The 24,059-nt window shown below is 58.7% G+C and carries 21 protein-coding genes and 1 pseudogene; 4 read left to right on the top strand and 18 right to left on the bottom strand.

What is annotated here, in order from left to right:
* The 3 genes and pseudogenes from EKD05_RS16475 to EKD05_RS27235 form a co-directional block, all read right to left on the bottom strand.
* Positions 1-291: type II toxin-antitoxin system PemK/MazF family toxin (locus EKD05_RS16475; RefSeq protein WP_165360769.1), on the bottom strand; the 291-nt coding region annotated here is incomplete at its 3' end.
* Positions 276-545, bottom strand: coding sequence for an AbrB/MazE/SpoVT family DNA-binding domain-containing protein (locus tag EKD05_RS16470; protein WP_129674690.1), 270 nt, complete (start codon positions 543-545; stop codon positions 276-278). The genes EKD05_RS16475 and EKD05_RS16470, both read right to left, overlap by 16 nt.
* 55 nt (positions 546-600) lie before the next feature.
* Positions 601-945 (bottom strand): annotated as a pseudogene (locus tag EKD05_RS27235) (hypothetical protein); the annotation flags it as partial.
* Positions 946-1,393: 448 nt separating this feature from the next.
* Here EKD05_RS27235 and EKD05_RS16460 point away from each other — a divergent pair.
* Together EKD05_RS16460 and EKD05_RS16455 are read left to right on the top strand one after the other, a co-directional pair.
* Positions 1,394-2,092: a TetR/AcrR family transcriptional regulator gene (locus EKD05_RS16460; RefSeq protein WP_129674686.1), complete on the top strand. Its 699-nt coding sequence runs from the start codon at positions 1,394-1,396 to the stop codon at positions 2,090-2,092.
* A gap of 13 nt (positions 2,093-2,105) precedes the next feature.
* Positions 2,106-2,879, top strand: a complete 774-nt coding sequence (locus EKD05_RS16455) for a DUF4386 domain-containing protein (protein ID WP_129674685.1) — start codon at positions 2,106-2,108, stop codon at positions 2,877-2,879.
* 49 nt (positions 2,880-2,928) lie between these two features.
* Here the strand turns inward: EKD05_RS16455 and EKD05_RS25820 are convergent, their stop codons facing one another.
* Positions 2,929-3,078: a hypothetical protein gene (locus tag EKD05_RS25820; RefSeq protein WP_165360768.1), complete on the bottom strand. Its 150-nt coding sequence runs from the start codon at positions 3,076-3,078 to the stop codon at positions 2,929-2,931.
* A gap of 279 nt (positions 3,079-3,357) precedes the next feature.
* On the opposite strand from EKD05_RS25820, the gene EKD05_RS16450 reads away from it, so the two are divergent.
* Complete coding sequence (locus tag EKD05_RS16450; RefSeq protein ID WP_129674683.1) at positions 3,358-5,379, top strand: tyrosine-type recombinase/integrase; 2,022 nt, start codon at positions 3,358-3,360, stop codon at positions 5,377-5,379.
* Between the two features lie 170 nt (positions 5,380-5,549).
* Here the strand turns inward: EKD05_RS16450 and EKD05_RS16445 are convergent, their stop codons facing one another.
* The 8 genes from EKD05_RS16445 to EKD05_RS16410 form a co-directional block, all read right to left on the bottom strand.
* On the bottom strand, positions 5,550-5,906 hold the full coding sequence (locus EKD05_RS16445; protein WP_129674681.1) for a DUF5615 family PIN-like protein: 357 nt from the start codon (positions 5,904-5,906) through the stop codon (positions 5,550-5,552).
* On the bottom strand, positions 5,903-6,139 hold the full coding sequence (locus tag EKD05_RS16440) for a DUF433 domain-containing protein (RefSeq protein ID WP_129674679.1): 237 nt from the start codon (positions 6,137-6,139) through the stop codon (positions 5,903-5,905). Before EKD05_RS16440 ends, EKD05_RS16445 begins: the two co-directional genes overlap by 4 nt.
* A gap of 49 nt (positions 6,140-6,188) precedes the next feature.
* Complete coding sequence (locus tag EKD05_RS16435) at positions 6,189-6,371, bottom strand: hypothetical protein (RefSeq protein WP_129674676.1); 183 nt, start codon at positions 6,369-6,371, stop codon at positions 6,189-6,191.
* Between the two features lie 605 nt (positions 6,372-6,976).
* On the bottom strand, positions 6,977-7,210 hold the full coding sequence (locus EKD05_RS16430) for a hypothetical protein (protein ID WP_129674674.1): 234 nt from the start codon (positions 7,208-7,210) through the stop codon (positions 6,977-6,979).
* Between the two features lie 11 nt (positions 7,211-7,221).
* A complete protein-coding gene (locus tag EKD05_RS16425; RefSeq protein ID WP_129674672.1) occupies positions 7,222-7,455 on the bottom strand; it encodes a hypothetical protein in 234 nt (77 codons plus the stop codon).
* A gap of 367 nt (positions 7,456-7,822) precedes the next feature.
* Positions 7,823-8,311 carry a GNAT family N-acetyltransferase gene (locus tag EKD05_RS16420; protein WP_129674670.1) on the bottom strand — a complete coding sequence of 163 codons (489 nt, stop codon included), beginning with the start codon at positions 8,309-8,311 and terminating at the stop codon, positions 7,823-7,825.
* Positions 8,312-8,698: 387 nt separating this feature from the next.
* Positions 8,699-8,971, bottom strand: coding sequence for a hypothetical protein (locus EKD05_RS16415; protein WP_097650952.1), 273 nt, complete (start codon positions 8,969-8,971; stop codon positions 8,699-8,701).
* The gene (locus EKD05_RS16410) at positions 8,968-9,264 is read right to left on the bottom strand and encodes a type II toxin-antitoxin system RelE/ParE family toxin (protein WP_097650951.1); all 297 of its coding nucleotides are present in this window, start codon (positions 9,262-9,264) and stop codon (positions 8,968-8,970) included. The genes EKD05_RS16415 and EKD05_RS16410 overlap by 4 nt, the downstream gene beginning before the upstream one ends.
* 621 nt (positions 9,265-9,885) lie before the next feature.
* On the opposite strand from EKD05_RS16410, the gene EKD05_RS16405 reads away from it, so the two are divergent.
* Positions 9,886-10,857, top strand: coding sequence for an integron integrase (locus tag EKD05_RS16405; protein ID WP_370374908.1), 972 nt, complete (start codon positions 9,886-9,888; stop codon positions 10,855-10,857).
* Between the two features lie 371 nt (positions 10,858-11,228).
* On the opposite strand, the gene EKD05_RS16400 is transcribed toward EKD05_RS16405, so the two are convergent.
* From EKD05_RS16400 to EKD05_RS16375, 6 genes are all read right to left on the bottom strand, one after another.
* Positions 11,229-12,890: a hypothetical protein gene (locus EKD05_RS16400; protein ID WP_129674666.1), complete on the bottom strand. Its 1,662-nt coding sequence runs from the start codon at positions 12,888-12,890 to the stop codon at positions 11,229-11,231.
* Between the two features lie 642 nt (positions 12,891-13,532).
* Positions 13,533-15,878, bottom strand: a complete 2,346-nt coding sequence (locus EKD05_RS16395) for a hypothetical protein (RefSeq protein WP_129674664.1) — start codon at positions 15,876-15,878, stop codon at positions 13,533-13,535.
* Between the two features lie 70 nt (positions 15,879-15,948).
* The gene (locus EKD05_RS16390) at positions 15,949-16,725 is read right to left on the bottom strand and encodes a leucine-rich repeat domain-containing protein (RefSeq protein WP_129674662.1); all 777 of its coding nucleotides are present in this window, start codon (positions 16,723-16,725) and stop codon (positions 15,949-15,951) included.
* Between the two features lie 3 nt (positions 16,726-16,728).
* A complete protein-coding gene (locus EKD05_RS16385) occupies positions 16,729-17,784 on the bottom strand; it encodes a PQQ-binding-like beta-propeller repeat protein (protein WP_129674660.1) in 1,056 nt (351 codons plus the stop codon).
* Positions 17,747-21,856, bottom strand: coding sequence for a DUF4157 domain-containing protein (locus EKD05_RS16380; protein ID WP_129674658.1), 4,110 nt, complete (start codon positions 21,854-21,856; stop codon positions 17,747-17,749). Before EKD05_RS16380 ends, EKD05_RS16385 begins: the two co-directional genes overlap by 38 nt.
* On the bottom strand, positions 21,853-23,832 hold the full coding sequence (locus tag EKD05_RS16375) for an ATP-binding protein (RefSeq protein WP_129674656.1): 1,980 nt from the start codon (positions 23,830-23,832) through the stop codon (positions 21,853-21,855). The genes EKD05_RS16380 and EKD05_RS16375 overlap by 4 nt, the downstream gene beginning before the upstream one ends.
* Between the last annotated feature and the right edge of the window lie 227 nt (positions 23,833-24,059).

Genomic DNA, 24,059 nt, shown 5'->3' with positions numbered 1-24,059 from the left:
GTATTGTGTTTGGTGATCAATCCGTCCAAGCCGTTTTCGTAATCGTTGTTGGTCAACGGTACGGATTTGGTCAAGGACAATATATCCTTGTCTTCCCTGAAAACAGCAGGAAACCCTACTTGGATAGGGACGAGATTTGGTGGTCATTGGTGCAATAATGACTGTTCGGATATTGTCATTCATTTCATCTGGAGAAACGACGAGACACGGTCGTATCTTCTGAATTTCCACACCGATGGTTGGATCAAGGTCAATCAGAAACACGTCAAACCTCGTTATTCCCACGTCCATTCCTCCTCATCCCAGGTAGAAGCAGTGTGTGTGCTCGGGTCGAGAAGAACATCGTCATTATTGGTGGCCATTTGACGAAATTGTTCTGCCCATCCTTCTCGTGATCGTCGAGCAGCGCGCAAGATTAACTGGTCGCCTTGTACTTCCATCTCGAGATCTTTTGTGAGACCGATTTGGTCAAGGAGAACCTTCGGGATGCGGATGCCCTGCGAGTTTCCGATTTTGACCAGGCGTGTCTTGATGACGTTGCTCATCTCATTTACCCCTTCCTCTGATGTGGTTACATTGTATGTACTTCTGGTGCGAAAGTCAAGAATATAGAGCCGACCAGCAGGTACAGCCATTCCAGGTTGGCGGAACGCATGGCGGCCCAACGCTGGGCGTCAGGTGCGCTGCTGGCAGGCGTGATAGATCGCGGTGAGCGACGGCACGCGACAGGCGTGAAAACAACCGCCAGGTTATACCCGGTGATTCCTCGGCAATATAAATCACGCTATGCCCATCGTGACGAAGACGGCCAACGATTTTATCCGTGATAGGATAGATAATATCCGAACGAAGCGTATCAGCGGCAAAGGCAAAAGCAGCAAAGATCGCCTCTTTCGTTAGGCGTGGATGCGCTTCAAGCATGAGGTCAATCGTCTCACCCGCAGCAAAACGGCCAAGAGAGGGTGAAGATTATCGACAAACAAAAGTACGCTTTTATGCACTGAACGGGTTGTATGCGACACAATCCTTGTTCATCAGAGGCTTTTAACCTGAGGGCGGCCCAACGACAAGCGTCACCTGCTGGCGCGATGTCCAACGAAACCTTGCCTGAATTACCAACAAGCTGTGAACCCACACAATTCGGGCCTGAAGGCGCAAAGCGCCAGTCGGGTGTATGCGGTTGTTGGGCGCGACACGTAATTACCTAGTGCAGAGACAAGGTAGTGTATAGGATATCGGCAAAACAGGAGCGCCAAAACCCCTTTTCTTTAACATCCTAGTTTGGCCGTTTTTGCCATATCCGAATAGGTCTACATCTCCCATCTTGACAAACTTAAACGAACACTGTAAGATTATCTTAATAAACTTACAGTGTTAGTTTATATAGAGAACCATGTCACCACGCCCTCACAACCACGAAAGACATCCCAATTTACAGACCGCCATCAAAGAGGCGGCCTGGAAGCAGATTGCCGAACTGGGTGCAACTGCGCTCAACCTACGCGGCATTGCCCGTGCCTTGGGCATTGCCGCTCCATCCATTTATAACTACTTTCCTAACCGTGACGATTTGATCACAGCCTTGATCATTGACGCGTTCGCTTCTCTGGCCGATTCCCAGGCAGCGTCCATCCTTTCAATCTCTGAGCAGGAACATGGGAGGCGCCTGTTTGCTCTGGGTATCAACTATCGTGAATGGGCTATCGCGAAACCCGAACGCTACCAACTCATTTTTGGCACTCCTCTGGCCGGTTACGTAGCGCCGTTAGATATCACTCAGCCAGTGGCAGGGCGTTCCCTGGCTGTGCTCATGAATGTTCTGATGGCTGGGCACCTCGCCGGAAAATTGCGCCCTGAAACGGGTCACGCCCTATCACCGCAACTCCAAGCCATGTTTGCCGACTGGCAGCAGCAGCGCGGCGCCGCCGACGAACAGGTGCAATTCCTGGCGCTTTCGATCTGGGGGCACGTGCATGGCCTGGTCTCGGTCGAAATCGGTCAGCAGTATCCACCCTTCATCACCAATCCTGGCGAGATTTATCGCCATGCGCTTGGTTTGATGATTATTCGGTATTTTCCAAATTCAGAATAAAAGGAGCAAAATCGTGACGACCAAAACAGATTATAAGGTTACCGCATCCATTTTTATGGCATTTTTCCTGCTGATTGTGGTGGGGAATCTCATGCTCGCCAGTTCATTCAACTTCCCCGACATCCTCCGCGAGAGTCCTGAAGCGCGGTTTACGCTGTTCCAGAACAACCAGGGGACCATTATCCCAACCTATTACATCATGGGCTTCACCTCCATTTTGCAGATATTCATGGCTGTCGCCATGTATCATCTGACGAAAAAGGGCCGCATGCTAGACTTGTTTGCCCTGACTGCGGGAGTGCTTTCTGGCGTTTTTCAGGTGTTGGGCTTCTTCCGTTGGGTTATCCTGATTCCCATGTTGTCCAGCGCGTACGCCGCCAGCGAAGTATCATCTGAAGTGATTTTCTTCCTGGAAAAGTTCGCCAACACCTACTTTGGCATGACGGTGGGTGAACATTTGGGTTCACTGTTCACCGGCTTGTGGCTGATTATGCTGGGGGGCATCCTTGTGCAAAACAATACCTTTGACAAGAAACTTGCCTGGCTCGGGTTGATCTCAGGTGTAGCGCTTTCCATGCAGAGCTATGAATCGGTTAATGCCAGCGCGCTCAGTTTCCTGGGAGACATTGCGATTGCCCTATGGGCGTTATACGTGGTCTGGGCGCTAATCGTAGCCATCATGCTCTTCCAAAAAGAGGATGAAACCAGTCTGCAACCGGTTCATTGGGGCGTCTGGCTCTTGGGTGTCGTGCTCTATCTTGCAAATGTCATTCCATCCTTGTTATAAGGAATCATGGATTAGACGCTGAAACGCACTCTTTCCCGCCAAGATTTTCTCAAATTTGCTGGCGTAACCCTGGCTGATCAGGCAAACTGCCGTCGTGGCGGGCCAGGAGTTGGATCGCGCCGAGGGAGGACTCCTGGGTGCGCTCGGCCAGCCCGCGCACCTGCATGGCTTCGGTCATCTGCTGGCGTAACAGGGTCATCGCACACCTCCTCTCGGACGACGAGTACCGATAGAAGGAATGGTGCGCGATCAGCGCAGCATGGGCAAGCAGGGAAAGCCGATCACGCCGACCGCAGCCCCCTGCGCAGAGCGCTTCGTTCAACGACCATGCATCAGGCGCCGCTGGTGGCATGTGGAGCGAGACGAGGCTGGGGACGCTGGCAAGCGGAAAAAGTCGCGCCCAGGTTTCGGGCCGCGCAGGTTACATTAAGTTGACCGTACCCGTGCTATACTGAACGCATCAGCAAGGAGGTCAGCCATGGAGAATCGAACCAATGCCGATTGGATCACCGCCTTTGCCGCCTATCTGACGCGGCGCTTTCCTGACCGAGCTACGACCAAGCATTATGTGAGTGATCTTCAGATCTTTATCCGCGCCCAGCCCAAGCCGTTGGCAAGCGTTACGCGGGCCGATATCGATACCTTTGTCGATGCCGAGCGTGCGCGCGGCTGTGCCCCGGCCACCGTGAAACGTCGGGCCGCCTCCCTCACCACCTTCTTTGCCTTCCTCGCCGACGAACTCGGCGAGCCCCAGCGCCTCAATCCCGTCTGTATGCGCCGCCACGCCGGGCGCCAGCCCCAGCTCTTGCCCCGCGACCTCTCCGACCAGGAGGTCGCCGCCTTCCTTGCCGTGCTCGCCACCCTGCGTGACCAGGCCATGGTCTGCCTCATGCTCTACGCTGGCCTGCGCGTTGGCGAGGTCGCCAGTCTCCGCTCGATCGACCTCACCCTCCCCGACGACTCTCAGGACCTCATCCGTCTGCGCGTCCTTGGCAAGGGCCGCAAGGAGCGCCTCGTCTATCTGACCCCAACCCATGCGCAGTCCCTGCGCGCTTTCCTCCAGACCGCTCCGCCCGTCCCGCCCGACGCGCCCCTGTTCCGCAATCGCTTTGGCCGTCCCCTGAGTGTGGCCGGGATCGAGGAGCGGGTGACCCACTATGCCCAGCAGTGTGGTGTCGCGGTCACGTGCCATCGCCTACGCCACACCTATGGGCGCTGGATGGCCGAAGGCGAGATGCCTGTGTTGGCGCTGAGCCGCTTGCTCGGCCACGCGCACATCCAGACCACCCAGCGCTACATCGATGGGGCCGACCCTCAGGTGCGCCGCAGCTACGAAGCGGCCATGGCCCAGCAGCCGGCACCGGTTCCGCCCAGCCTCCCACCGCCGGATCTGTCCGCCTTCCTTCCGGAGCCCGGCCCGGCGACGGTTACCCGCCCCGCGCTCGCGCTGCCCGATGGCAGCGACTGGCTGCCCGAGGCGCCTGCGGCGATTCGGCAGGGCACGCTGGCGTGGTTGCACCACCAGCAGGGCTGCTGGAAGCCGAGCCAGCGCCGCGAGCACTCCATCCAACGGCTGCGCGAGTTGCGGGTCTTTTGGGTGTGGCAGCTGGCCCACCGGCCCCTGACGAGCTGGGCCGAGCTGAGCACGCGCGACATTGCGGCCTTTCAGGAGGCCGAACTGGCCCGCGGTCTCCGAGCGAAGTCGGTTAAAACGCTGCTGGATCGGGTCTATGAAGTGCTGCGGTATCTGGCCGAGCGCGACGAGGTCAGCAGCCTCCCGCTGCGTCCGGCCCTGGCCCTGCCCGAGCCGCTGCCCCGCCACCTCACCCCCGCCGAGGTGGTCGTGATCGAGACCCGGCTGGCCGAGCAGGCCAGCGCAAACCCGGACGCCGCCACACTGCTGGATCAGGCGCTCTATTACCTTCTGTGCCACGCTGGGCTGCGGATCAGCGAAGCGCTCGACCTGCAGGTGCAAGATCTGGATCTGAGCGCGCGCCGGGTGCGCGTGCGCGAGGGCAAGGGGCGCCGCGATCGGGTAGTCTACCTGAGTGAGCCGGCGCTGAGCGCCCTGCTGCGCTATCTGCCTACCGTGCCCCACGCTGCCGGCGATCTGGTGCTGAGCCGGGCGGGGCTCCCGCTCGGTGATGCCCAGGCATGGGCGCGCATCCGGGCGTTGGGTCAAGCCGCCGGCGTGGCAGGAGTCTCCCCCCATCGCTTGCGCCACACCTACGCCACCCAGTTGCTCAACCACGGGATGAGCCTGGAAGGACTGCGTGGGTTGATGGGGCACGCCAGTCTCGATACGACCTTGATCTATGCCCATCTGGCTGACAGCACACTGGAACAGCAGTACCGCACGGCGATGGAACAACAGACCGCCCGGGTAACCGACGGGCGTGTAACCGACGGGCGTGTAACCGACGGGCGTGTAACCGACGGGCGTGTAACCGACGGGCGTGTAACCGACGGGCGTGTAACCGAATTGGTCAACTCAATGTAACGCCAGCGGCGTCAGGTGCATGCGATGTTGGGCGGCTGGTTGACGGATGAGGATCGGCTTTGGGGCGTGCTGATGCGCTGATTGCCGATCGCCAGCCGATTATGTCTTCGTAGCGACGGGCCTTTGAGGATGCGAATCTTCCGGACTGTACGCACCATCATCTTGCCATCCTAATCCGATCGCTTGCGTATTCGGATATTGCCTGGACTAATCACCGTAAATGCGCCGATCATCTCAGCCCCGTGTGCCGTGATGGCAGCTGATACGATTGTTGCTTTGGTATCAGGATGCAATCCGTCTAACCGAACGAAAATCACGCCCTGTGTGACCTGATTCAGCCGATACACCAATTCGCCAAAGTCTTTATCGCGTGTGGCCAGGATGGCGTCTTGCTGGTTCGCCAACGCCAGGATCACCTCGTCCGTGATACCTGGCGATTCCTCGGCAATATACACGACCATATGACCATCTTGCCGCAGGCGGTCCACAATGGGCTTGTCAATCCCCTCGTCAGCCAGCAGATTCATGCCGCTTTATCCGTGATAGGATAGATGATATCCGAGCGAAGCGTGTCCGCCGCAAAAGCAAAGGCGGCAAAGATCGCTTCTTTGGTCAGGCGGGGATGAGCTTCCAGCATCTGGTCGATCGTCTCGCCCGCCGCAAAACGATCCAGAAGCGATTCCACCGTAATACGAGTCCCGGTTATAATCGGCTTTCCCATCATCATTGCTGGATCTGCGGTGATAAGTCTATTATTCATTGTTATTATCCTTTCTGTATGGTAGCCATGATGCTCCATCCGAGCATATTCATCGTAACGTATGATGCTTCGCTGAATATGCTCGCCTCAATCCATCATCTACAAGTGCAAGCACGCCAAGGACGATAATACTCTCTCCAGGACCAAAACCAAACATCCCAAGTGTCCCCATGACGGCAATAGCGACCCCGAGACCGATGAGCAGGAGGTGAATGATCGATGGGATGTTCATTGAACGCGCTCCTTGGAGCGGTACCGGAGAGCGGTTTGGTCGTTTTGCCTGGTGTGGAGATCTACCGCATCAGGAAGGCTTAAACGCAAACTGACCAAACCTGTTTCCGCCTCCTTATATTCCTCCGCCTGTAGGGTATCATTGTACCATACGCCGCGATGATAGGAGCCATCGAAGGCTGAACGGTTCTGGCCATCGCATACGTGGCGGCGGTACTTAGGCTGCCCAACACGGTACCGAACTGCCTGGCGAGGGCATGGAGGGCTGAGGTTGCCGCCCAACGGGAAGCGTTAGGTGCGCCGCTGGCGGGCGTGTGAAGCGGCACTGGCGTGTTGAGCGACAAGCGCCAGCAAACTGCGGCTACCGCCCGATAAATCGAATGTCACCAGGAGCGCCAGGACGACGCAGGAGAAGTGCGGCGCCGTCGAGATCGGTTATAGGTAGCCGTAGTTTGTGGGTAAAACGAGCCCAGGTTAAGGCCGCGCCAGCGGCGTCAGGTGCACAGCGGTGTTAGGCAGCAGATTTGCGAATATATCGGGATTTGCTATCTTAGTAAGAAATATATTCTGATCTGTTTTCAGATATTTGCGCTGCGAATTGTGCTGCTATGCCGCGCGCAGGATCGCATCTTGAATGCTTGGAGGGAAACTGACCGGGATAAAGTGTGTCGTTGGATATAAATAATCTTCACCAGACTCGTCAATTACCCGCAATAATCCATGCGTTGCTGCGGTGTCATCCGAGATGACCTGATAAATCTTCCTGCACTCAAGCGCAGCCGAATAATCTGCATTATTAATGCAAATGACGAATGTGGTGTCTGGTTGTTGTACTTGCATATGACTCCTCTTTAATCAAGTAGATACTTGATCTTGACTTCCTTCCGACCAAAACCGGTTGCTTCATACCAATGAAGTTCTGCTTGATGCGTTGTTCCGTCTGCAAGAGCAATAGTCGCAATGCCTTTTTTCTTTCGCCACTTGGCTTTGCCGTAGACTTTTCGTAGCCTTTCTACTTCGCGAATGCCTGTATTGGTGGCGATTGTCTCGATATTTTGTATTTCACTAATAATATCAAAATGCATTGGATGGCGTATTGTGTAACTCCGAAAAACACGATGCCATTATACCATAAGGGGGTCTAGGTGAAAGGCCTACACCTATTCTGGGTGTTGTCTATCCTGACGGCAAAAAGAGGCAGTAGATGTTAATATTTTTTTGTTGGTCTCGTTTTATTGATAATCGCACATAATTAACCATGTATTATGTAGTAGTTTTTTGATAGGTGATATACATAAGAACTGCAGTGATTTAGCGGGGCATTTCGAGTTTACTAGCACAAGCAATCAGGTTTGCTCCTGCTGCCTAACGTTCGAGCTAAGCGGAGCGCCAACGGCAGGCCACCAGCCCGGGCCTGGTGGCCTGCCGTTGGCGCTCCGCTTGAGCGAGTGGTTAGGCGTCGCTGACGGAGCCATGTGCAAGCTGGAGTTTCATTCCTTCGTGCGAGGCCACAAAGCCAAGAGATTCATAGAAGCGAATGGCGTCGGGGCGGGACTTGTCTGAGGTGAGTTGGACCATACGGCAACCGCGTTCGCTTGCACGTCTGATAGCCCAAGTGAAGAGTTGTCTTCCAACCCCGGCAGACCTGGCCTCGGCGGCCACTCGGACGCCTTCGATGAGTGCGCGCCATGAGCCTTGGTGAGTGAGGTATGGGATAAACGTAAGCTGTAGAACGCCAATGATCGTCGCCCCTTGCTGGGCCACAACCAGCTCATTGTTCTCGTCTTCGGCGATAGCCTCGAACGCTTGCACATAGCTGCGCGCGAGGGGAGTGGACAGTACTTCCCTCTGGCTTCCTAGTGGATCGTCGGCGAGAAGCTGAACAATGCGCTCCAAGTCGGTCCGGATTGCTTTGCGAAATTTGATGGTGGATTCATTCATTGGTGGAACTGCGCAGAGTGTGTATTGCGACGCCCAACGCCGGGCTTCAGGTGCGCCGCTGGCAGGTTCGATAGTGGGCACGGCTGACGGCATACGACGGCTTTGTAAAAAAACGCCAGGTTACGGGACGCGCCAGCGGCGTCACCTGCGAGCCGTTGTTGGGCAGGCGGACTGACACCAGAGGCGCATTTACCGCAGAACAACGGCATATATTTGTGTTTACTGTCAATGATTGATCGCTCCCCGCAACGATTATGGCGCGGAATCGTACCCGTGCGGTTGACGATAATTACCACAATGATCGACGATATGCAGCTTTACTTACTAACACTTTAATCTGTTTTATATGCTAAAATAATATATATTTTTGTATATGCCTTCGATCGTTTAGGTATCTAATCCAAGGCGACGCCGTGCTTCTTCCGCCGGGATGCGTGCCTGCTCCTGCGACCGTGCCTCAAGCAACGCCATCAGCGCACTATTCTGGCGTGTTCGCGCAATTTCATCGGCGAAATCGTCATGCTCCTCATCGTCTTCCACTACTGAGCGAAGCAAAAAGACTTTCCCATTGGGCAGTCGAAGCAAGACACCATCGTCAGTTGCAAGATCGAGCAGTTCTTCCACCGCATCGACGACACGCGTAAGGTCTACGGTTTTCATAAGATATACTCCTTGCCACGAATGTAGAGCCGATGATGCTCTTTCCAGCCCACCGCTTTGACCAGAACCACACGGTCACTGACTTCCACATCATAGAAGATCCGGTACTTCCCGACACGGACTTCCCAGCGGGCCAGCGCATTGGGTTCCATTGGCTTCCGATTCCGCACCTCGCGGAGCGGTTCGTGGGTGAGTTGCGTTTCAATCGCGGTGACGATCAATCCCCGTTCGTATTTGGTAAAATAGGCGATATCTTCGATCGCGCTATCCGTGTACTCGATAGAGTATGCCACAGGTCGTACCTTCGCATGCATGGTCGCCAACGAAAGTATACCATAGAGCCGAGCACACTACGGCGCGTCCAGCCTCAGGGAGTGCGCGAAGAGGGTATATTGTTTACTCTTATCCTGATATTTTATTTCTAGGGTAAGGTATTTCCGGATGGAGTGTATATGGTTTATGATAACCTCATACACGTTGTCAGCACCGAGCCGTATGCGGAACGACTCATGAACCATACCCTCAATAGCTGTTTACCATGGAAGGGCGTTACGGGTTGCGGGCCGCCCAACATGAAATAGACGGCGATTCGTCCACCTATGCCTACACTACACGGCGATCCGACCACCTATGGCTGTATTTTAACATACTATGCTGCGAGTTTGCCGTCCCTGCTAGTCTTCTATCGTGCTACATGGCGCTATTGCCATCTATACCTGCCGTACCTGTGCTACACGGCACTTTTGCCATCTATACCTGCCCTACCCGTGCTACGCGGCGGATTTGCCGTCTATGTCCGTCTTCTGTCAGGCGCGACCCTATCATCATATGATCTGGCGTTATCACCCGTATCCTTTACGCCATTCAGACGGTAGAGATCATGACAACTTCTTGAATACTGAAAGTCAATGGGCATGTCCGAATCACCCCATCCCCCCAAACTCCTTGATCAGGTGCGGGCTGCATTGCGTCGCAAACACTACGCGCTCCGCACCGAAGAAGCCTATGTTGGATGGATTCGTCGCTTCATCCTCTTTCATGGGACGCGCCATCCCCGCGAACTGGGGGCCACTGAAGTGAGCGCGTTTCTTACCCATCTTGCCGTGGAAAGTGAGGTCGCGGCTTCGACTCAGAACCAAGCCCTGAGTGCGTTGCTTTTCCTCTATCGCGAGGTGTTGCTGCAACCACTGAGCGAGGATCTGAGGATTACCTACGCAAAACGTCCCACCTATCTCCCCACGGTACTGAGTCGTGAGGAGGCACGGGCCGTCCTCGCCACTTTGTCTGGCAAGCAGCACTTGATGGCGAGCCTCCTGTATGGCAGTGGTTTGCGGCTGCTCGAGTGTCTCCGCTTACGGGTCAAAGATCTTGACTTCGATCAGCGTCAGTTGATTGTGCGCCAAGGCAAAGGGGCCAAAGATCGCGCGACATTGCTCCCTGATCAACTCCATGCAGCGCTGCGAACGCAAATCACGCACGTCCAGAGTATTCATCAACGGGATGTGCGCGAAGGCTTTGGTGAAGTCGAGTTACCCTTTGCGCTTGACCGCAAATTGCCCAATGCAGCACGCGAACTTGGTTGGCAGTACCTCTTTCCTGCGTCCCAACGCTCAACAGACCCACGTTCGGGAACGATCAGACGCCATCACCTCGACGAGAGTGTGCTTCAGAAGGCGGTGCGGCGCGCTGCGCAGCAACTCCAGATGACCAAACGCGTCACCTGCCACACCTTCCGCCATAGTTTCGCCACCCACTTGCTTGAAGCTGGCTACGATATTCGCACCGTGCAGGAGTTGCTTGGACATGCCGATGTGCAGACGACCATGATTTACACCCATGTCCTGCAACGTGGACCTGGTGCGGTGCGTAGCCCACTTGATACCTAAAGGCGATCTTCGCGATGGCGCTGGTCTTCAAGGTGCCAAAGCTGCTCGGCTTTGCGGCGCAGGAGGCGGTCACCGGGGCGCGGACGATGCTGCGTCTGGTTGAGCGAGCGACCTTTGCGACGGTGATGGCGGGTGGTGCGGCTGGTGCCGCCGCTGGCGCAAGTGCGAGCAGCAGTCCCGCTGCCGCGACCGTCGCCGTTGAGGTGCGCGGCGCATCCGCAGGCTTCGCGAGCGGGGCTCGCCCGGAATGGGATGGGCCGTCCTTCGGGGCCAGCGCGACCCGCGCCGCGTTGCCGCCGCCCTCCGGGCCGAGCGGAGCGAGGGCGTCTCGCCCTCGCTCCCAGGAGAGGTGTGCGCAGTTACGGTTCCCTCTACCGCTGGCGCACCGGTGTGTTCCAGCTTCCGACGACCCCGATGGCCGAGCGCGCTGCTTCGGCGCCGAGGCCCCAGACGACGAGGGCGAGGTAGTCAACGACGGCGTTGCTGCCAAAGGTCGGGTTGTTGGTGTAGAGCTGCACGAAGCCGGTCAGGCTTAGGAGGATGAGCACGGTGGCGGTGACGACGATTTTGAAGGTGACGAGCCGCATGTGTGCGCCTAAGAACATCCAGCGCAGTCCATCAAGCCACGTTGTCAGAACTGTGCGTACCGTTTCCCGGAACTTGCTCCAGAGGGTGGGTTGGGGAGGGGCGCTGTTACGCGATGCATGTGTGACCGGAATTCCCAAGAGGCTTGTGAGGTGTTCGGCGTTGGTGGTGTTTCCCGCCACTGGGCGCTCGGATTGAGCTTGCGTCGCTTTGTTGCGTGCTGCATTGCTTCGCTGACGATGGGTTTGTTGTACTAACTGCTGTTTTGTTGCGATAATGCTCGCTACGGTGTGCCTTGCTTCATCGGGCTGGCGCAAGGGGTCGATTTGCTTTAAGCTCGCTTGCTCACGTTCCATGTCCTTAACCAGGGCTTGAACCTCTGGCTGTGTCTGCGCGATCTGTCTGGCCTTGGCTATGCTCTCTTCGACGGCGATGTAGTCGCTGATTGCCTGGGTCGCACGCTCGATCATAATACGTTGTGCTGGTTCTTGGCGTGCTGATTCGGGTAGTTCGCTGACGCTTGCGAGATAATTGTTGTGCTCGGTACGCTCAGGGGGATGGCGCAGGTTTAGTTTTTCCTTCTCGTTGGCATAGCGTGTCCAACTATCCTGGTTATAGTCGGCCAGAAGTCTGTAGGCTGACTGGATGGCCTGCTCAGCCTCATCAGGCTTGTGTGCGTCCAGGTGCTGCCTGGCCAGGGCAACTTGAGCCGCAAGCTCGCGATTTTCTTGCAAGAGCTCAAGGCCTTCGCGCATGCTCCGTTCGCGGATTTCGTGATGGAGGCGATCCAGGCGTGCGCCGACTTCGTCGATCCGGAAGGCGCCGCTGCGGTACTGGGTGACTGTGAGCCCGATGATGACCGCGAGGGTTAGCACGATCAGCGGCCAGATGGCACCATCTTTGACGCGAATGGCGAGGGGGAGAAAGGTTTCGCCATTGGCATAGATGAAGTGGATGTTGCCGGTATATGCGCCGCTTGCGATGTTGGTGAGATCAAGGGTGATTGGGATGGTGATCAGACTTCCTGCGGTCAGGGTGGGGGGCAGGCTCTGGTGCAATGTGATCTGCTGGTGTCCGAGCACGCGATGGTTGTCTGGGCGATGCAGATCGAGGATGACGGCCTGTAGGTTGGTGATCGTGCTGCTTGCCCGTACCAGTACGAGGCGTGTCTCGGTGGTTGGCCTGGTTGCATCAATGGTCAGGGTCTCGGGCAGCAGGGTAAGTGGCTGATCAGAGGGTGGCGTCGCCTGCACGACAGTTGACAGGGCGGCCTGGGCTGTTTGCATGGCTTGAAGGGTCGGCAAGAGGGGGATTATTTCCGGTGCGGGTGCGTCGGTGGGTGGGATCGTTTCGTTGGTGGCTGTGGTCATCGTATCTTCAGGCCGGGTTTCGTCCTGGGCCGCTACTTGCAAGGGCAGCAGCAACAAGCAAAACAGGCCAGCTATCACAACGGCTCTTATGAACAAGTTGACACGCACAGTTCTGGAAAGCATAGCCTCGACCTTTCGGGGTCAAGCAAAAGATGCGCCTTCTCTACTCTATCACAGCCCCTCTACCACACCATTACGTCGTGCGGTTCTTTCCAGGGCTGATGCCAAGTCCCAGGAGGGTTAGATAGTGTCCGCAGATGACGCAGATGACGCAGATGCGGAAGCTATAATCTGCGTCATCTGTGTCATCTGCGGACGATCGGGAAGACTTTGCATCAGCCTTGCCCACGGGAGGGCGCAGACGGTCACCGGGGAATGTTGCATGCCCACGGGCGGGCGCAGCAGCGATGGGGGGGGCGGGGTGGTTGAGGGAGGCGCATGGGCTGCTGCGCCCCTACGGTTCGATCACCGGGCGGTTACGCGGCACCGGGGGGGATTGCCGGACGGTTACGCGGGGATGGGGCGATCACCGGGGTGGGGATGCGGGTGTGACGGTCACCGGAGAATGTTGCATACCCACGGGCGGGCGCAGCGATCACCGGGGTGGGGATGCGGGTGTCCGGTGTAGGGGCGCAGCAGCCCATGGCCCACCTGTTGTTCGCAGGCTTCTTGCCATTGCTGCTGCGCCCATTGGCCCGTTGGTTGCGCCACCCGCCCCTTTTATTGTTGCGTTTGGGTGCTGGTGATCGCACCGAGCACGCCGGGGGGGATGGATTCGATGGGGATCTGGCGTGGCTGTGGGATCTGGTTGAGGGGGATGCCGAAGCTGGCATCAATGGCGTTGGCCTGGTGCATGTTGGTGCCTGCGAAGGCGTTGGGATCGTTGAAGGGGACTTCCCAGGCGCGTACTGGGGTGCCGTTGGCGTTGGTTTCGATGAAGTAGATGTATTCGGGGACGGGGGTGCCATCGGCGGTCACGAGTGGGCGATCGCCGTAGACGTTGACCTGGCGATACTGGGTGCCGCCGCCTGGATTTTCGCCGATCATGCGCTGGGTCAGGCGCATGCGGCCACTCAAAGTACCCCACTCGGGTGGCTCGGGGGTGAAGTTGCGTGGGTCGAGATTTGAGTCGCCGATGTCGACGGTGCGCCGGGTTGTGTCGCGAAAATCGACCTGGTGCCCGCGGATCATGCGGCGACTGCTGCCATCGGGCATGGTTACGGCAAAGTCGTCGGTGGACATGGGGAAGTCGCGGCGGGTGCTGCGTGGTGCGCCGGGGAAGGGGTCGTTGGCGGCCATGCCTGCGTAGCCTGTGGCTGATGATTGTTGGGTTGAGCGTGAGCCAACGAGGCGCAATGCGCCAGGGGCCGTTCCTTCGGGGCCGTAGAGGAAGTTGAAATTCGCGTTGGGGTTGGCATTGCTTTGTTGCCCGTACCAGGCGAGTTCAAACTGTTGCTGTGGGCCATAGGTGCGGACAGGCACCCATTGATCGGTTCCCCCTGAGCGTAGACGCGCCCAGGCATAGCCGGCGACGCCAGGATCTTCGGCGAAGGCAGGCAGTTGTTCGCGGGGGAGGTTGTGGAAGCCTGAGCCGGCCCCACGTACTGGGGCAATGGGTGAGTAGGGGCCGGCAAGCATCCAGGCTGGGGTGACGGGTTGCCCGCCTGAGCGGTAGAGGCCGTGCATTGGTACGACGCTAAAGCCGGCACCGAGGGCACCGCCCCAGGCAAAGCCACTTGAGATGCTTGAGCTGTATTGATCGCCGCTGATGTCGCCGCGCATATAGGCAGGCAGGTTTTCGAGGGCGGCCCCGCCAGCGCCAGAGGGAGCGCCAATGATGCCGCCGGTGATCGCCTGTGAGGCTAGGCGACCGCCGGTGGTTTGTACAAAGCCGGGGCCAACGCGGGTTGCGAGTTGCCCGGTCACACCGGCGCTGACGGCGGGGGCAGCGAACGCCCCGATGCCGCCGGTCAGGCCCTGGATGGAACCAGTGTAGGCCCCGCTGGCGAAACGGTCGCCAACCGAGCGATCAGCCTGGGCGCCGGGCAGGGCGACTTCGAGGCCGCCACGTACGACTGCGCCGGTGCCGGTGGCGGCACCAAGCGAGAGGAGGGTGGCACCGGTGCCGGTAATGCCGATGGTGCCCAGGGCAGCGAAGGCGGCGGGGGCGGCAAGCGCGCCGGCCATGCCCGCCACCATGCCAAAGGAGACATTGCGTACCACCTCGAGCCGACGAACGGCGACTTCGGCCCCGCCGATGGTGCCATTAAGATAGTGATGCCAGGCGGCTTCGGCCTCGCCCAATTCCTGGCCTAGCTCAACAATCTGTTGTTGGAGTTGATGCAACTGGCGTGCATTGGCAAGCGGATCGCCGGTGAACTCGAGCTCATCGAGCGCTTGCTTGGCCGCCTCGGCGCGGGCCTTGGGGAGGATGAAGCGCATCTGGCTCGGCACGTCGACATCGCCCATCCAGTCACTGAGGCCGCGTACGACGCTATTGGTGTTGTTGACATGATCGTTGCGCGTTTCGAGATAGACCTCGAGCATGCTTGCGATGCGGTCGGCCTCGCGGGAGGTGACGCGCCGCAAGCCACTGAGCATTGCGTTGAATTGACCAGCGGTGACGGCGACGGTACGGCCTTCGATGGGGAACTGGTAGACTAGTCCGTCGTCTTCGACTTCGGTGGGGATGCCGTCAGTGCGCATGATGGCGCCAGACTGCAACCCCTTGCTGATCGCCTGCTGGGTCGCTGTGGTGATCCGGCCTTCAACGAGGTGCAGCGTGCGGCCTGGTTGCAACACCTCGCTCGAGACGATGCCGTTCTCTTCGCCAAGGCGCAGCGCCTGATCGGGCGTGCCATAGATATAGGTAGCGATCTCTTCGAGGCGCGCACCGGGCGCGGTTACGCTCGCATAGATCTGGCGGCTCTCATTATCGAGACCAAAGATCACCGGCGGCCCCTGGGGGCGTTGCGCTAGATCCTGGGCGGCTGTGTCTGGCTGCGCCTCGGCAACGGGCTCGCGTTGGACAAGCTGTTGCGGAGCGGGCGAGAGAAAGAGCGGCATGCCCGCAGAGGTGCCACCGGTTGAGGGGGGAGCTTCAACCGGCGCTGCGGATCTTGAATCAGATCTGGATTTATGCTGGTTTGTGGGATGCATCAGCAATTTCACAGTGAGGCAACTGTGTACGCATGTGCGCAACCTGCCGCCTCGATAAACCAGTACGAGCAAGGCCAAGATAACGTAGCTTGGGTAAACCAGTCAGGTCAGGAAGTTGCACGAGCGGGTTGTCATTGAGCATCAGGAACGTCAACTGAGAACACTGTAATATGGGATCGGGGAGATAGGTCAGACCGCTTTCACGGAGATCGAGACCCTGGAGCAGGGGGAGTTTTTCAAGCGCAATGCCCAGTGGTTCATGGGAAAGTGGGCTATGAAAGAGCGTCAGATGACGCAGACGAGAAAACTGTTCAATCTGCCGACGCTGCTTCCAATCTTGCACATGGGCAGGCATATCACCCATATGCAAGAGTTCAACCTCATCAGGCGAGACAAGATCTGGGCCTGGAAGGCCGCGATACTCACGAGGAAACGCACAGGTACAAAAAAGATACTCTGGCAGATCAGCGGGCCCGGTAAAGATCTGGGCTCCGACCTCCCGAATCCCAACAACGTACTGATAGAGTTCATCCACGGTATTGGCGACATCCTCACCCTTTGGAAGGTGCGGAGCCATATCATCACTGATTGGATTGCCAGCAGCACGAATTGTGCCCAGCAAATCACGGATGCGCTGGAGCGACAAATCCGGATTATGGGCCGTAAAGCGAGGCCAGATAACCTGATAATTCCAGAGAATCTGATCAGCTACTGCCACCACATAGCCATCTGTCCAGGGATATGGTCGGGTCATACACTAGCTTCTGGTTTTCAAGCAACTGACCGTATTACGAAACACATTGATCAGGCCATTACCGGCAAGACAGCCTCCAAAAATCAATGTCGAAGGTTGATCTATATTTTGAAGCAAATTTCCATTGGTGCGATCAAACACCATGAGGCGTTTGCCATCAACAAAGAGCAGGACCGCATCGGCAGCGAGAACCGGAAGGGCTTCTTGCCCAAGCATCGGCTCGCTTGTCCAGTGCAGAGTGCCCGAGCGCAGGTCGTGGAGGGTCGCTCGTAACTGATTCTCTTGCGGTGCGATCACACTCGCGACGTGATGGCGATCTGCGGCGAGCGCATGATTTGGCCCACCGGATGCCGACCAGAGCAGTGCACCACGTGTTGTATCAAACGCCAACAGATCGCCTTGAGGTGGAATTTGATCGCGATCAGATGCATCAATGATGACAAGCGCATCTTCGACAATCCGCACTTCGTGGGGCGCATCATGCAAACGCACGGCATGCTGGGTGGTGAAATCGTAAAGCCAGAGACCGGTTTCATCTGGGCTACCAGCATCGTTTGAGGCGAGAATGCCGCGTGGCACGATGTCTGGCTTGCCGCCCACATGAGGATATTCGGCCTCAACGCTACCAGTAACAGCATTGATCAGGCGGCACACTTGGCGTACCGACGGGCGGAGATGCACACCGCGTGCCAGCAGGTAGCCATCAAGACCAGTAAGGGAACGACCAGCCATCGCAATGCCAGGGTCGATCTGCCAGCGGACGTCGCCTTGCCATGTGAGTGCCGTGATCAGCGAATGATTTTGGGTGGAGTGAGCAATGATTGGGCCTGCGACACTGGCTGTCAGATCGAGCGTTGAACCAGTTTGCGCATATGACCAGCGGAGGTTGCCATCAGCCAGATTCAGGCCTGCAAGTCGAGCACCAGCAACGACAACCACCGCCTCATTGGCGACCGGGGTCAGATCTAGATAGCCAACTCCCGGATCGGTATGCCAGGCGCGATCGAGTGGGGGGTGGAGTTCAGGGGGTTGTGGTTGGAGCTGCATCAAGCGAACCATAACGTATATTTCCTCCGGTATCGATTATAGCATAGGCAGGTCGAGCATCAGTTTGGGCAGCGGTCTGCAATCTGTTAGGCTGCAAGCTTGTACCTTGCAAGGGTCCTTGCGGTATTTCGAGTGCATCAAAGAAGCGATGCAAGGCCTCGTGTGGCCCTGGCGAAAGGCCAAACAAGAGTTCTGGCGTATGATCGCCGCCGAGATAGAGCGGATTGCCGTGGTGTACCTCAACCCCCGGAGCCGGTGGCCCATGAGTCTGACCAAACTCACGACGATACGGAAAACTTTCACGTACGCCACGTGTTCCAAGGACAACCTTAAGCGTACCAGTTTGACCAATCAGGTTATCAATCAGGCGCTGAATATCCGCGTCGGGCACCCCCTCAGCTGCAAGGATGGCGCGCAGCCTGGTGCGTTGCGTTGGACGCAACACCTGAGCCCAGGTTACCCCCGTATCATACAAACCTTCAACCAGTACCATCCGTTCGCCTGGTGCCAGGCCCTGTTCCACCGTGCGCAGACGAGTTTCTTGCCCTGTATCTAATCCAGCACGGATGCGCGATTGTTGCTCACCCAGGCTTTCGCTTGTCGCAACCCTGATGCGCCCATTTTCGACTTGAAGCGGTGCCATATGGGGATGGCCTGGCGCATCGTGGCCGCGTGGGCGATAGATAACCTCATTGCGGTCAATGCGATAGCCGAGAGATTCGAGGACTGACCGGGTGCTGGCATTGAGTTCACGGCCTTCAACAAGTTGACCTACCTGAGCAGCGTTGGTCAGGCGACCTGACGCAGCACCCGCCGCATCGTATTCGACATCAAAGCGTGGCCCTGCGTAACCTCGATTGCGGCGCAATTCCCAACGATTGGTATATGGTGAGAGGTAGTAGTGATGATTCGCTGGCGGATCAGGCAAATTAGGGACATCGCTAGGTCTGACCGGTAACGCTACCACATCGGAAGCATAACGACTACGCAGATCAGGATTGGCAATCGCTGCTTCAACATTGTTGATCTCGTGGCGGAGCAAATCGAGCTGACTCTCAAGCTGGCGCACCTCAGCTTCACTCAAGCCTCCCTGCGCGAGACGCTGCTGGCGTTCTGCTGCGGTCAGGCGCAGCTTGCGGAGTTCCATTTGCAACGTCAGTGGGGGCGGATTGCCGCCGAAGGCGCGGCGCAACTGGTTGATCAGCAATGGAATGCGTCCGATTTGACCACCATACAGACGAATAAGCCCACCCATGCGCTCGTGGATCGCGATGTCAACAGCGCTGGCATCGGGTGCATGGCGAATCTGCAAGCCTGTTACAAGGCCAGTCTCGTCCTGACTGACGCGGATTTCCACGCGTCCCGAGGGCAAACTTGCATCGACCTGCGATGAACCAGGGCGGGGAGCCAGCAAAGGTCGGCTCCAACCAGTTGCGGTGGGCGTCGTTGGATCGGGCGCAACGCGGATCGTTGCTTCGGGTGTATCTGGTCTGGGCACCGGTGTACCTGGTTCACCGGGGTGAGGCGTTGATCCTGTTGGCAGCTCGCCAGCCGCCTGAACCATAGCGCGACCATCGGCATCGACCCCAACCAGATGAAGGTTGGTGCCTTGCCGTAGATCGCTCAAGCCACCACGGATCGACAGGGTGAGCAAGCCGCCAGTGAGCAAGCCGGTCGAGACAAGTTGCACGAGGGCGCGATCGCGCTCACTCTCATTCATGCCAGGATGACGCTGGATGGCACGATAGGCTGTAATGAAATCTGAAGAAGCGGTCATCAGTTGCGCAGCATCGCCTACGAGCGCTGCGCCTGTGGTTGCCTGAGCACCGCGTTGTACCAGGAACCAGTAGCGCCCGGTATAGGCTGCCAGGCGTGAGCCCATGGTGCCGATCTGCCCAGCGCCACGGACGAGTTGGCCCATGCCAAGCGCCAAGGCACCGGCCACATCAATCGCAATCGCGAGCGCAGCGCGGTCAATATCCCGCTGGGTCAGCATGCCCTGGCGACGGCGTTCTTCCGTGCCCGAGAGGGTAGAAGCAATGCCAAACCCGGCGGCACCAATGCCCGCAGCGGTGGCAATTGCGCCGAGCGCGGGGGCAGCCGCCGGTGCTGCCAGCCCACCAGTGACGACAACACCGGCAATGAGGGCTACGGCACCAAGGGTCATACCAATAGCTGCAAACCAGTCGGAAAGTTCCCACTCAGCGGTCGTTGCCAGTGTCCAGGCAGTACCTGAGGGCATCTGCCAGTAGAGCTGGCCTTCGGGGAAACGCAGTTTGGTATTGAGTTGCTCAAAGAGTTCCTGAGGAGGATCGCGAACGTCGCCCTGTTGCAGCATCGCCGCATCGAAAGCGCTCGAATCTTGGCGATTGGCCCGTTCTTGGCGAGGCGAGGTCAGATCAACCAGTACCCATTCCCCCCCCGCACGCGCTGGTTGATCATGCGAAGCGACGCCAGTGTGGTACAGATAGAACTGCCAGGGAATGCCTTCGGCTACACTGACCATGGTTCCTTCGGCACCATTGGGGTCAGGGATGCGGACAAACTTGTCTTTGGGGTAAAAAACCGCTGGGATAGGCACCGCCAGGGGATGTTCGCGCTCAAGCTGGGCGAGTCGGTCACCAAGCGATGAGAAATATTCCATACCCTGCCGCTGACGCGAGCTTTCAGGCAAGAGCGAGAGCAGCAAACGATCCATGATGCGCGTCGCCTGGTTAAAGTCTTGCACGACCTGCTGCCACCCCGCAGCTGCATCGGCTCGGTTGACATGCTCGAGCATCGGGCTGATCGTAGGGCTGACAGGGGGATCTGCGCGGTAGGCTGGCTGAGGCGGTGGATTTGCAAGGCTCCAGGCACCACGGAAGGCCCCTTCACCCGGTTCTCCCCTGGGGCCAGAAAATGTGGTTTCGCGCATCGACTCGTAGCGTGCTTGCTCTTCCTGGTAGCGCTGCTGCTCGCGTTGCTCACGAGCCTGTTGCACGCGCTCGATTGCTCCGGCAAATTCGATCAGTGCTAGATAGAAACCTGTAAATACCGGTCGTAATTCGTCCTGGGTTTCCCATGTGACATCACTCTGTTGGAGGCTAAACCGGATAGCCTCGATAGCTTGACGAGCAGCATTCCAGCGTTGCTGCAAGTCAGCAGGCAAGGTGGTGGGTAAGGTAACTTCAACGCCAGCGAGACGTAGCAGATCGGCAAGCAGACCACCTGACTCAGATGAGCGTACAGCCTCAAAGACCTGGTTGCGCTGCACCATCAGGTTCTGTTCGGTACGCTGCTGTTGTTCGGTCAGGGTCGTTGGTTGTGAGCCAAGCTCGGTACGAAAGCGCTCTTGATGTGAAGCCTCCCAACGCCGATGCTCGGCGGCACGGTGGCGTGCTTGCTCACGCTCTTGCTCGCGCATGCGGCGTATGTTGGGATCGTTCTCCATATCAAAGACACGCTGAATTTGACCGGGCGGAGTGCTCCCACTTCGCTGCTGCACGACATGCGCCAGTTCGTGGGCCAGGAGGGTCTGGCCTGCCTGGGTGCCGGGGGCATATGCGCCGGCGCCAAAGACGATGTTGTTGCCGGTGGTGAAGGCCCGCGCCTGGATCGCGGCGGCTTTGTCGCTTGCCTGGGGGCCGGTGTGGATGCGTACGCCGCTGAAGTCGTGCCCGAAACGGGCTTCGAAGCTCTGGCGTGTCGGGGCGTCAAGGGGCTTGCCCCTGGTTGAGGGCAAGACGGTGCCTGCGGACGGGGGCGCTGTGGTGGAGCCTGCCAATTCCCGCTGGATCAGCGGTGCTTCGCCGCCTCCTCGGCAATGGGCGCAGGTTCCGCCACAGCTGCAAGCCCGCTGCACGGTGTCGGCAGGCGCCAGGGGCATCCGCATTACCTGCGTTGCAACCCGGTCGGCTTCTTGTTCGTAGCGGTCGCCTGGCTGATTCAGGCGCAGCTTTGGCTGCACCGGGGGCGGAGAGGCACTCGCGAGAAAGAAGGGCATGCCGACCCCCAAACCGCCTTCGTGCTCGGCTTCAGGTTGCACCAGCGGCTGGCGCGGTTCAGCGGCGGGTTTGCTTTTGTGCTCAGGGGGGGCTGTTTTCATAGCGCTACCAGTTCAATGGGCATCTGTTGGCCGAGTTTCTTGTATTCACGCGTGAGTCCGTCGAGAATATCGTCAAAGGTGATGAGACGCTCGTTCGAGCGGGCACGGGCGGCCCCGGCGAGCACGACGTTGCGGATGTGGCCGCCAGCCATGTCGACCAGCGCGGCCAGGGTGTTGACTTGCTGGCGCGTCAGGGTGTGGCCGGTGCCAAGGTGATTCAGCCAGAGATCGCGACGTTCTTCGGGTTCGGGCATTGGGAAGTCGATGATCATGTCGAGCCGCCGCGAGAAGGCGGGGTCGAAGCGGCCACGGCTATTGCTGGTCAGGAGCGTGATGCCGTCGTAGAATTCGATGCGCTGCAAGAGATAGTTGGTCTGGGCGTTGGCAAAGCGGTCGTTGGCTTGCTGCACGTCGGTGCGTTTGCCAAAGAGCGAGTCGGCTTCGTCGAAGAGCAGCACGACTTCGCTCTGTTCGGCGCGGGCGAGCAGTTGCGCCAGGTTTTTTTCGGTTTCGCCGATGTATTTGCTGGTGACCGAGGCGAGATCGACGCGGTAGAGCGGTAGGCCCAACCGGGTGGCGAGCCAGCCTGCCGCCAGGGTTTTGCCGGTACCCGATGGGCCAACAAAGAGGGCGCGCACCCCCGGTTGATAGCGGGCGGTCGCGGCCAGGCCGAGGTTGGCTACGAGTTCGTCGCGGACCAGGCAGCGCTGCACGAGCGCTTCGAGTTCGCGGCGGAGTGTGGCGTCGAGGGTCAGGGCTTCGTCGCCGATTGGCTGGGGCAACGGTTGCGCCAACCCTTCGAGGCCACCGCCTTCGCTGGCCCAGGCGGCGGCGCGCAGGTCGGTTGCGGTGAGGCTCGTGCGTTCGTGTAGACGCGCCTCGTGTTGCGCGACCTGCCCCAGGTGGGCGATGCGCCCGCTGCTGTGGCGATGGTGGCGCGCCAGGTCGGCGGCGAGTTCGGCATCGCCCGTGACGCCGAGCCACAAGGCTTCCCGGTCGCGCCGCTCGGGTACCGGGAGCGTCCAGGTGTAGAGCGTTGCGCCGGCACGCTCCACCGAACCATCTGGCCCGCTGATTGCCAGCACTGGCCCGGTATACCCTGGCAGCGCGGGGAGAGTGCGCTGTTCGCCGGGGGCGAGTTCGAGCGGAAAGACGGGCAGCAGTTGCCGGAGGAGCAGCCAGGGTACGAGACCCGGTTGCGTCTGTGTCGGGTCGAGGTAGACGGGCCGCTGTTGCAGCGCCTGCGCCATGGCGAGGGCGACGGCTTTGCCTTCGGCGAGCGAGCCAGTGCGGATCACCAGGCCGCCCCTCGTAGCCTGGCTAAGCGCGAGCGCCTGGCGGTGGGCTTGTTGCTCGATCGCTGCGGGCAATTTGATTGGCGGGCCAGGCTCAAGGGTTGCCCCGGCCATCTCGGCATCGTGGTCGTGCAGCGCCAGACAGATCGCCAGCGGCACGCGCACCGGGCGCTCGGGCAGGGGCAGGTGCTCGTCGCCCATCACGAGCAGACCGCTGCGCATGGCTAGCCCGGTGACAAGGCTCGGGATAGGCGCGTGCTCAGGCGCGGAGTGCAGGGTCGCCAGCAGACTCATCGTAGGGCGACTGCCACCGATGGGGGCCTGCACATACGCGATGGTGCGGCCGATCATCATATCGTCTTCGACCGCTGCCGCCAGCGTGATCGCCAACATTTCGGCATCTGATAAAGCCATTGTTTTTGCTAGGCGCAACAGAGGCCAGTCTCCTCGCGCTGAGGCCTGGAAATATCCGGCCAGTTTGTCGCTCCAGCCCTCGCGGTGCGGATCGACCAGGTGCGAGGCGTAGAGCAACAAGCCATGCTCAGGCCGATCCGGCTGCGCTTCGAGCGCACCAAGCATGCGCGACGCAATGCCCGCCAGGGCGTAGGTGCGCAGCGTGACCGGGGGCAGTTCTTCACGCGGCCCGTGCTGCGTTTGTTGAGTTGTTGGTGCTTGAGTCATAGTTTAGCCGGCATACTTTTTGATGAAGAATTTTTCGCCCCCTCCCCAGCCCTCCCCCGCTGGGGGCGGGAGCCGGACGCCCCTTCCCCAGCCCTCCCCCGCTGGGGGCGGGTGTCTAGCCCCTCCCCCCAGCGGGGGGAGGTTGGGAGGGGGCAGCAAGGCCAGAAAACGGCGCTGACAGACTACTGATGGTCTTTACGCAATGAATCCGGTCTCGCCTGCCTGCG

The organism is Candidatus Chloroploca sp. Khr17 (assembly GCF_004138165.1).
GTDB lineage: Bacteria > Chloroflexota > Chloroflexia > Chloroflexales > Chloroflexaceae > Chloroploca.
Note: the sequence above shows the minus strand (reverse complement) of the source record. Positions and strands in the feature narration are given on the sequence as shown.

Excerpts from the sequence above, each read along its gene's own strand:
- EKD05_RS16470 (WP_129674690.1), bottom strand. The coding sequence starts at position 545 with ATGAGCAACGTCATCAAGACACGCCTGGTCAAAATCGGAAACTCGCAG.
- EKD05_RS16460 (WP_129674686.1), top strand. The coding sequence starts at position 1,394 with ATGTCACCACGCCCTCACAACCACGAAAGACATCCCAATTTACAGACC.
- EKD05_RS25820 (WP_165360768.1), bottom strand. The coding sequence starts at position 3,078 with ATGACCCTGTTACGCCAGCAGATGACCGAAGCCATGCAGGTGCGCGGG.
- EKD05_RS16450 (WP_129674683.1), top strand. The coding sequence starts at position 3,358 with ATGGAGAATCGAACCAATGCCGATTGGATCACCGCCTTTGCCGCCTAT.
- EKD05_RS16445 (WP_129674681.1), bottom strand. The coding sequence starts at position 5,906 with ATGAATCTGCTGGCTGACGAGGGGATTGACAAGCCCATTGTGGACCGC.
- EKD05_RS16440 (WP_129674679.1), bottom strand. The coding sequence starts at position 6,139 with ATGAATAATAGACTTATCACCGCAGATCCAGCAATGATGATGGGAAAG.
- EKD05_RS16435 (WP_129674676.1), bottom strand. The coding sequence starts at position 6,371 with ATGAACATCCCATCGATCATTCACCTCCTGCTCATCGGTCTCGGGGTC.
- EKD05_RS16430 (WP_129674674.1), bottom strand. The coding sequence starts at position 7,210 with ATGCAAGTACAACAACCAGACACCACATTCGTCATTTGCATTAATAAT.
- EKD05_RS16425 (WP_129674672.1), bottom strand. The coding sequence starts at position 7,455 with ATGCATTTTGATATTATTAGTGAAATACAAAATATCGAGACAATCGCC.
- EKD05_RS16420 (WP_129674670.1), bottom strand. The coding sequence starts at position 8,311 with ATGAATGAATCCACCATCAAATTTCGCAAAGCAATCCGGACCGACTTG.
- EKD05_RS16415 (WP_097650952.1), bottom strand. The coding sequence starts at position 8,971 with ATGAAAACCGTAGACCTTACGCGTGTCGTCGATGCGGTGGAAGAACTG.
- EKD05_RS16405 (WP_370374908.1), top strand. The coding sequence starts at position 9,886 with ATGTCCGAATCACCCCATCCCCCCAAACTCCTTGATCAGGTGCGGGCT.
- EKD05_RS16395 (WP_129674664.1), bottom strand. The coding sequence starts at position 15,878 with ATGCCGCTCTTTCTCTCGCCCGCTCCGCAACAGCTTGTCCAACGCGAG.
- EKD05_RS16390 (WP_129674662.1), bottom strand. The coding sequence starts at position 16,725 with ATGACCCGACCATATCCCTGGACAGATGGCTATGTGGTGGCAGTAGCT.
- EKD05_RS16385 (WP_129674660.1), bottom strand. The coding sequence starts at position 17,784 with ATGGTTCGCTTGATGCAGCTCCAACCACAACCCCCTGAACTCCACCCC.
- EKD05_RS16380 (WP_129674658.1), bottom strand. The coding sequence starts at position 21,856 with ATGAAAACAGCCCCCCCTGAGCACAAAAGCAAACCCGCCGCTGAACCG.
- EKD05_RS16375 (WP_129674656.1), bottom strand. The coding sequence starts at position 23,832 with ATGACTCAAGCACCAACAACTCAACAAACGCAGCACGGGCCGCGTGAA.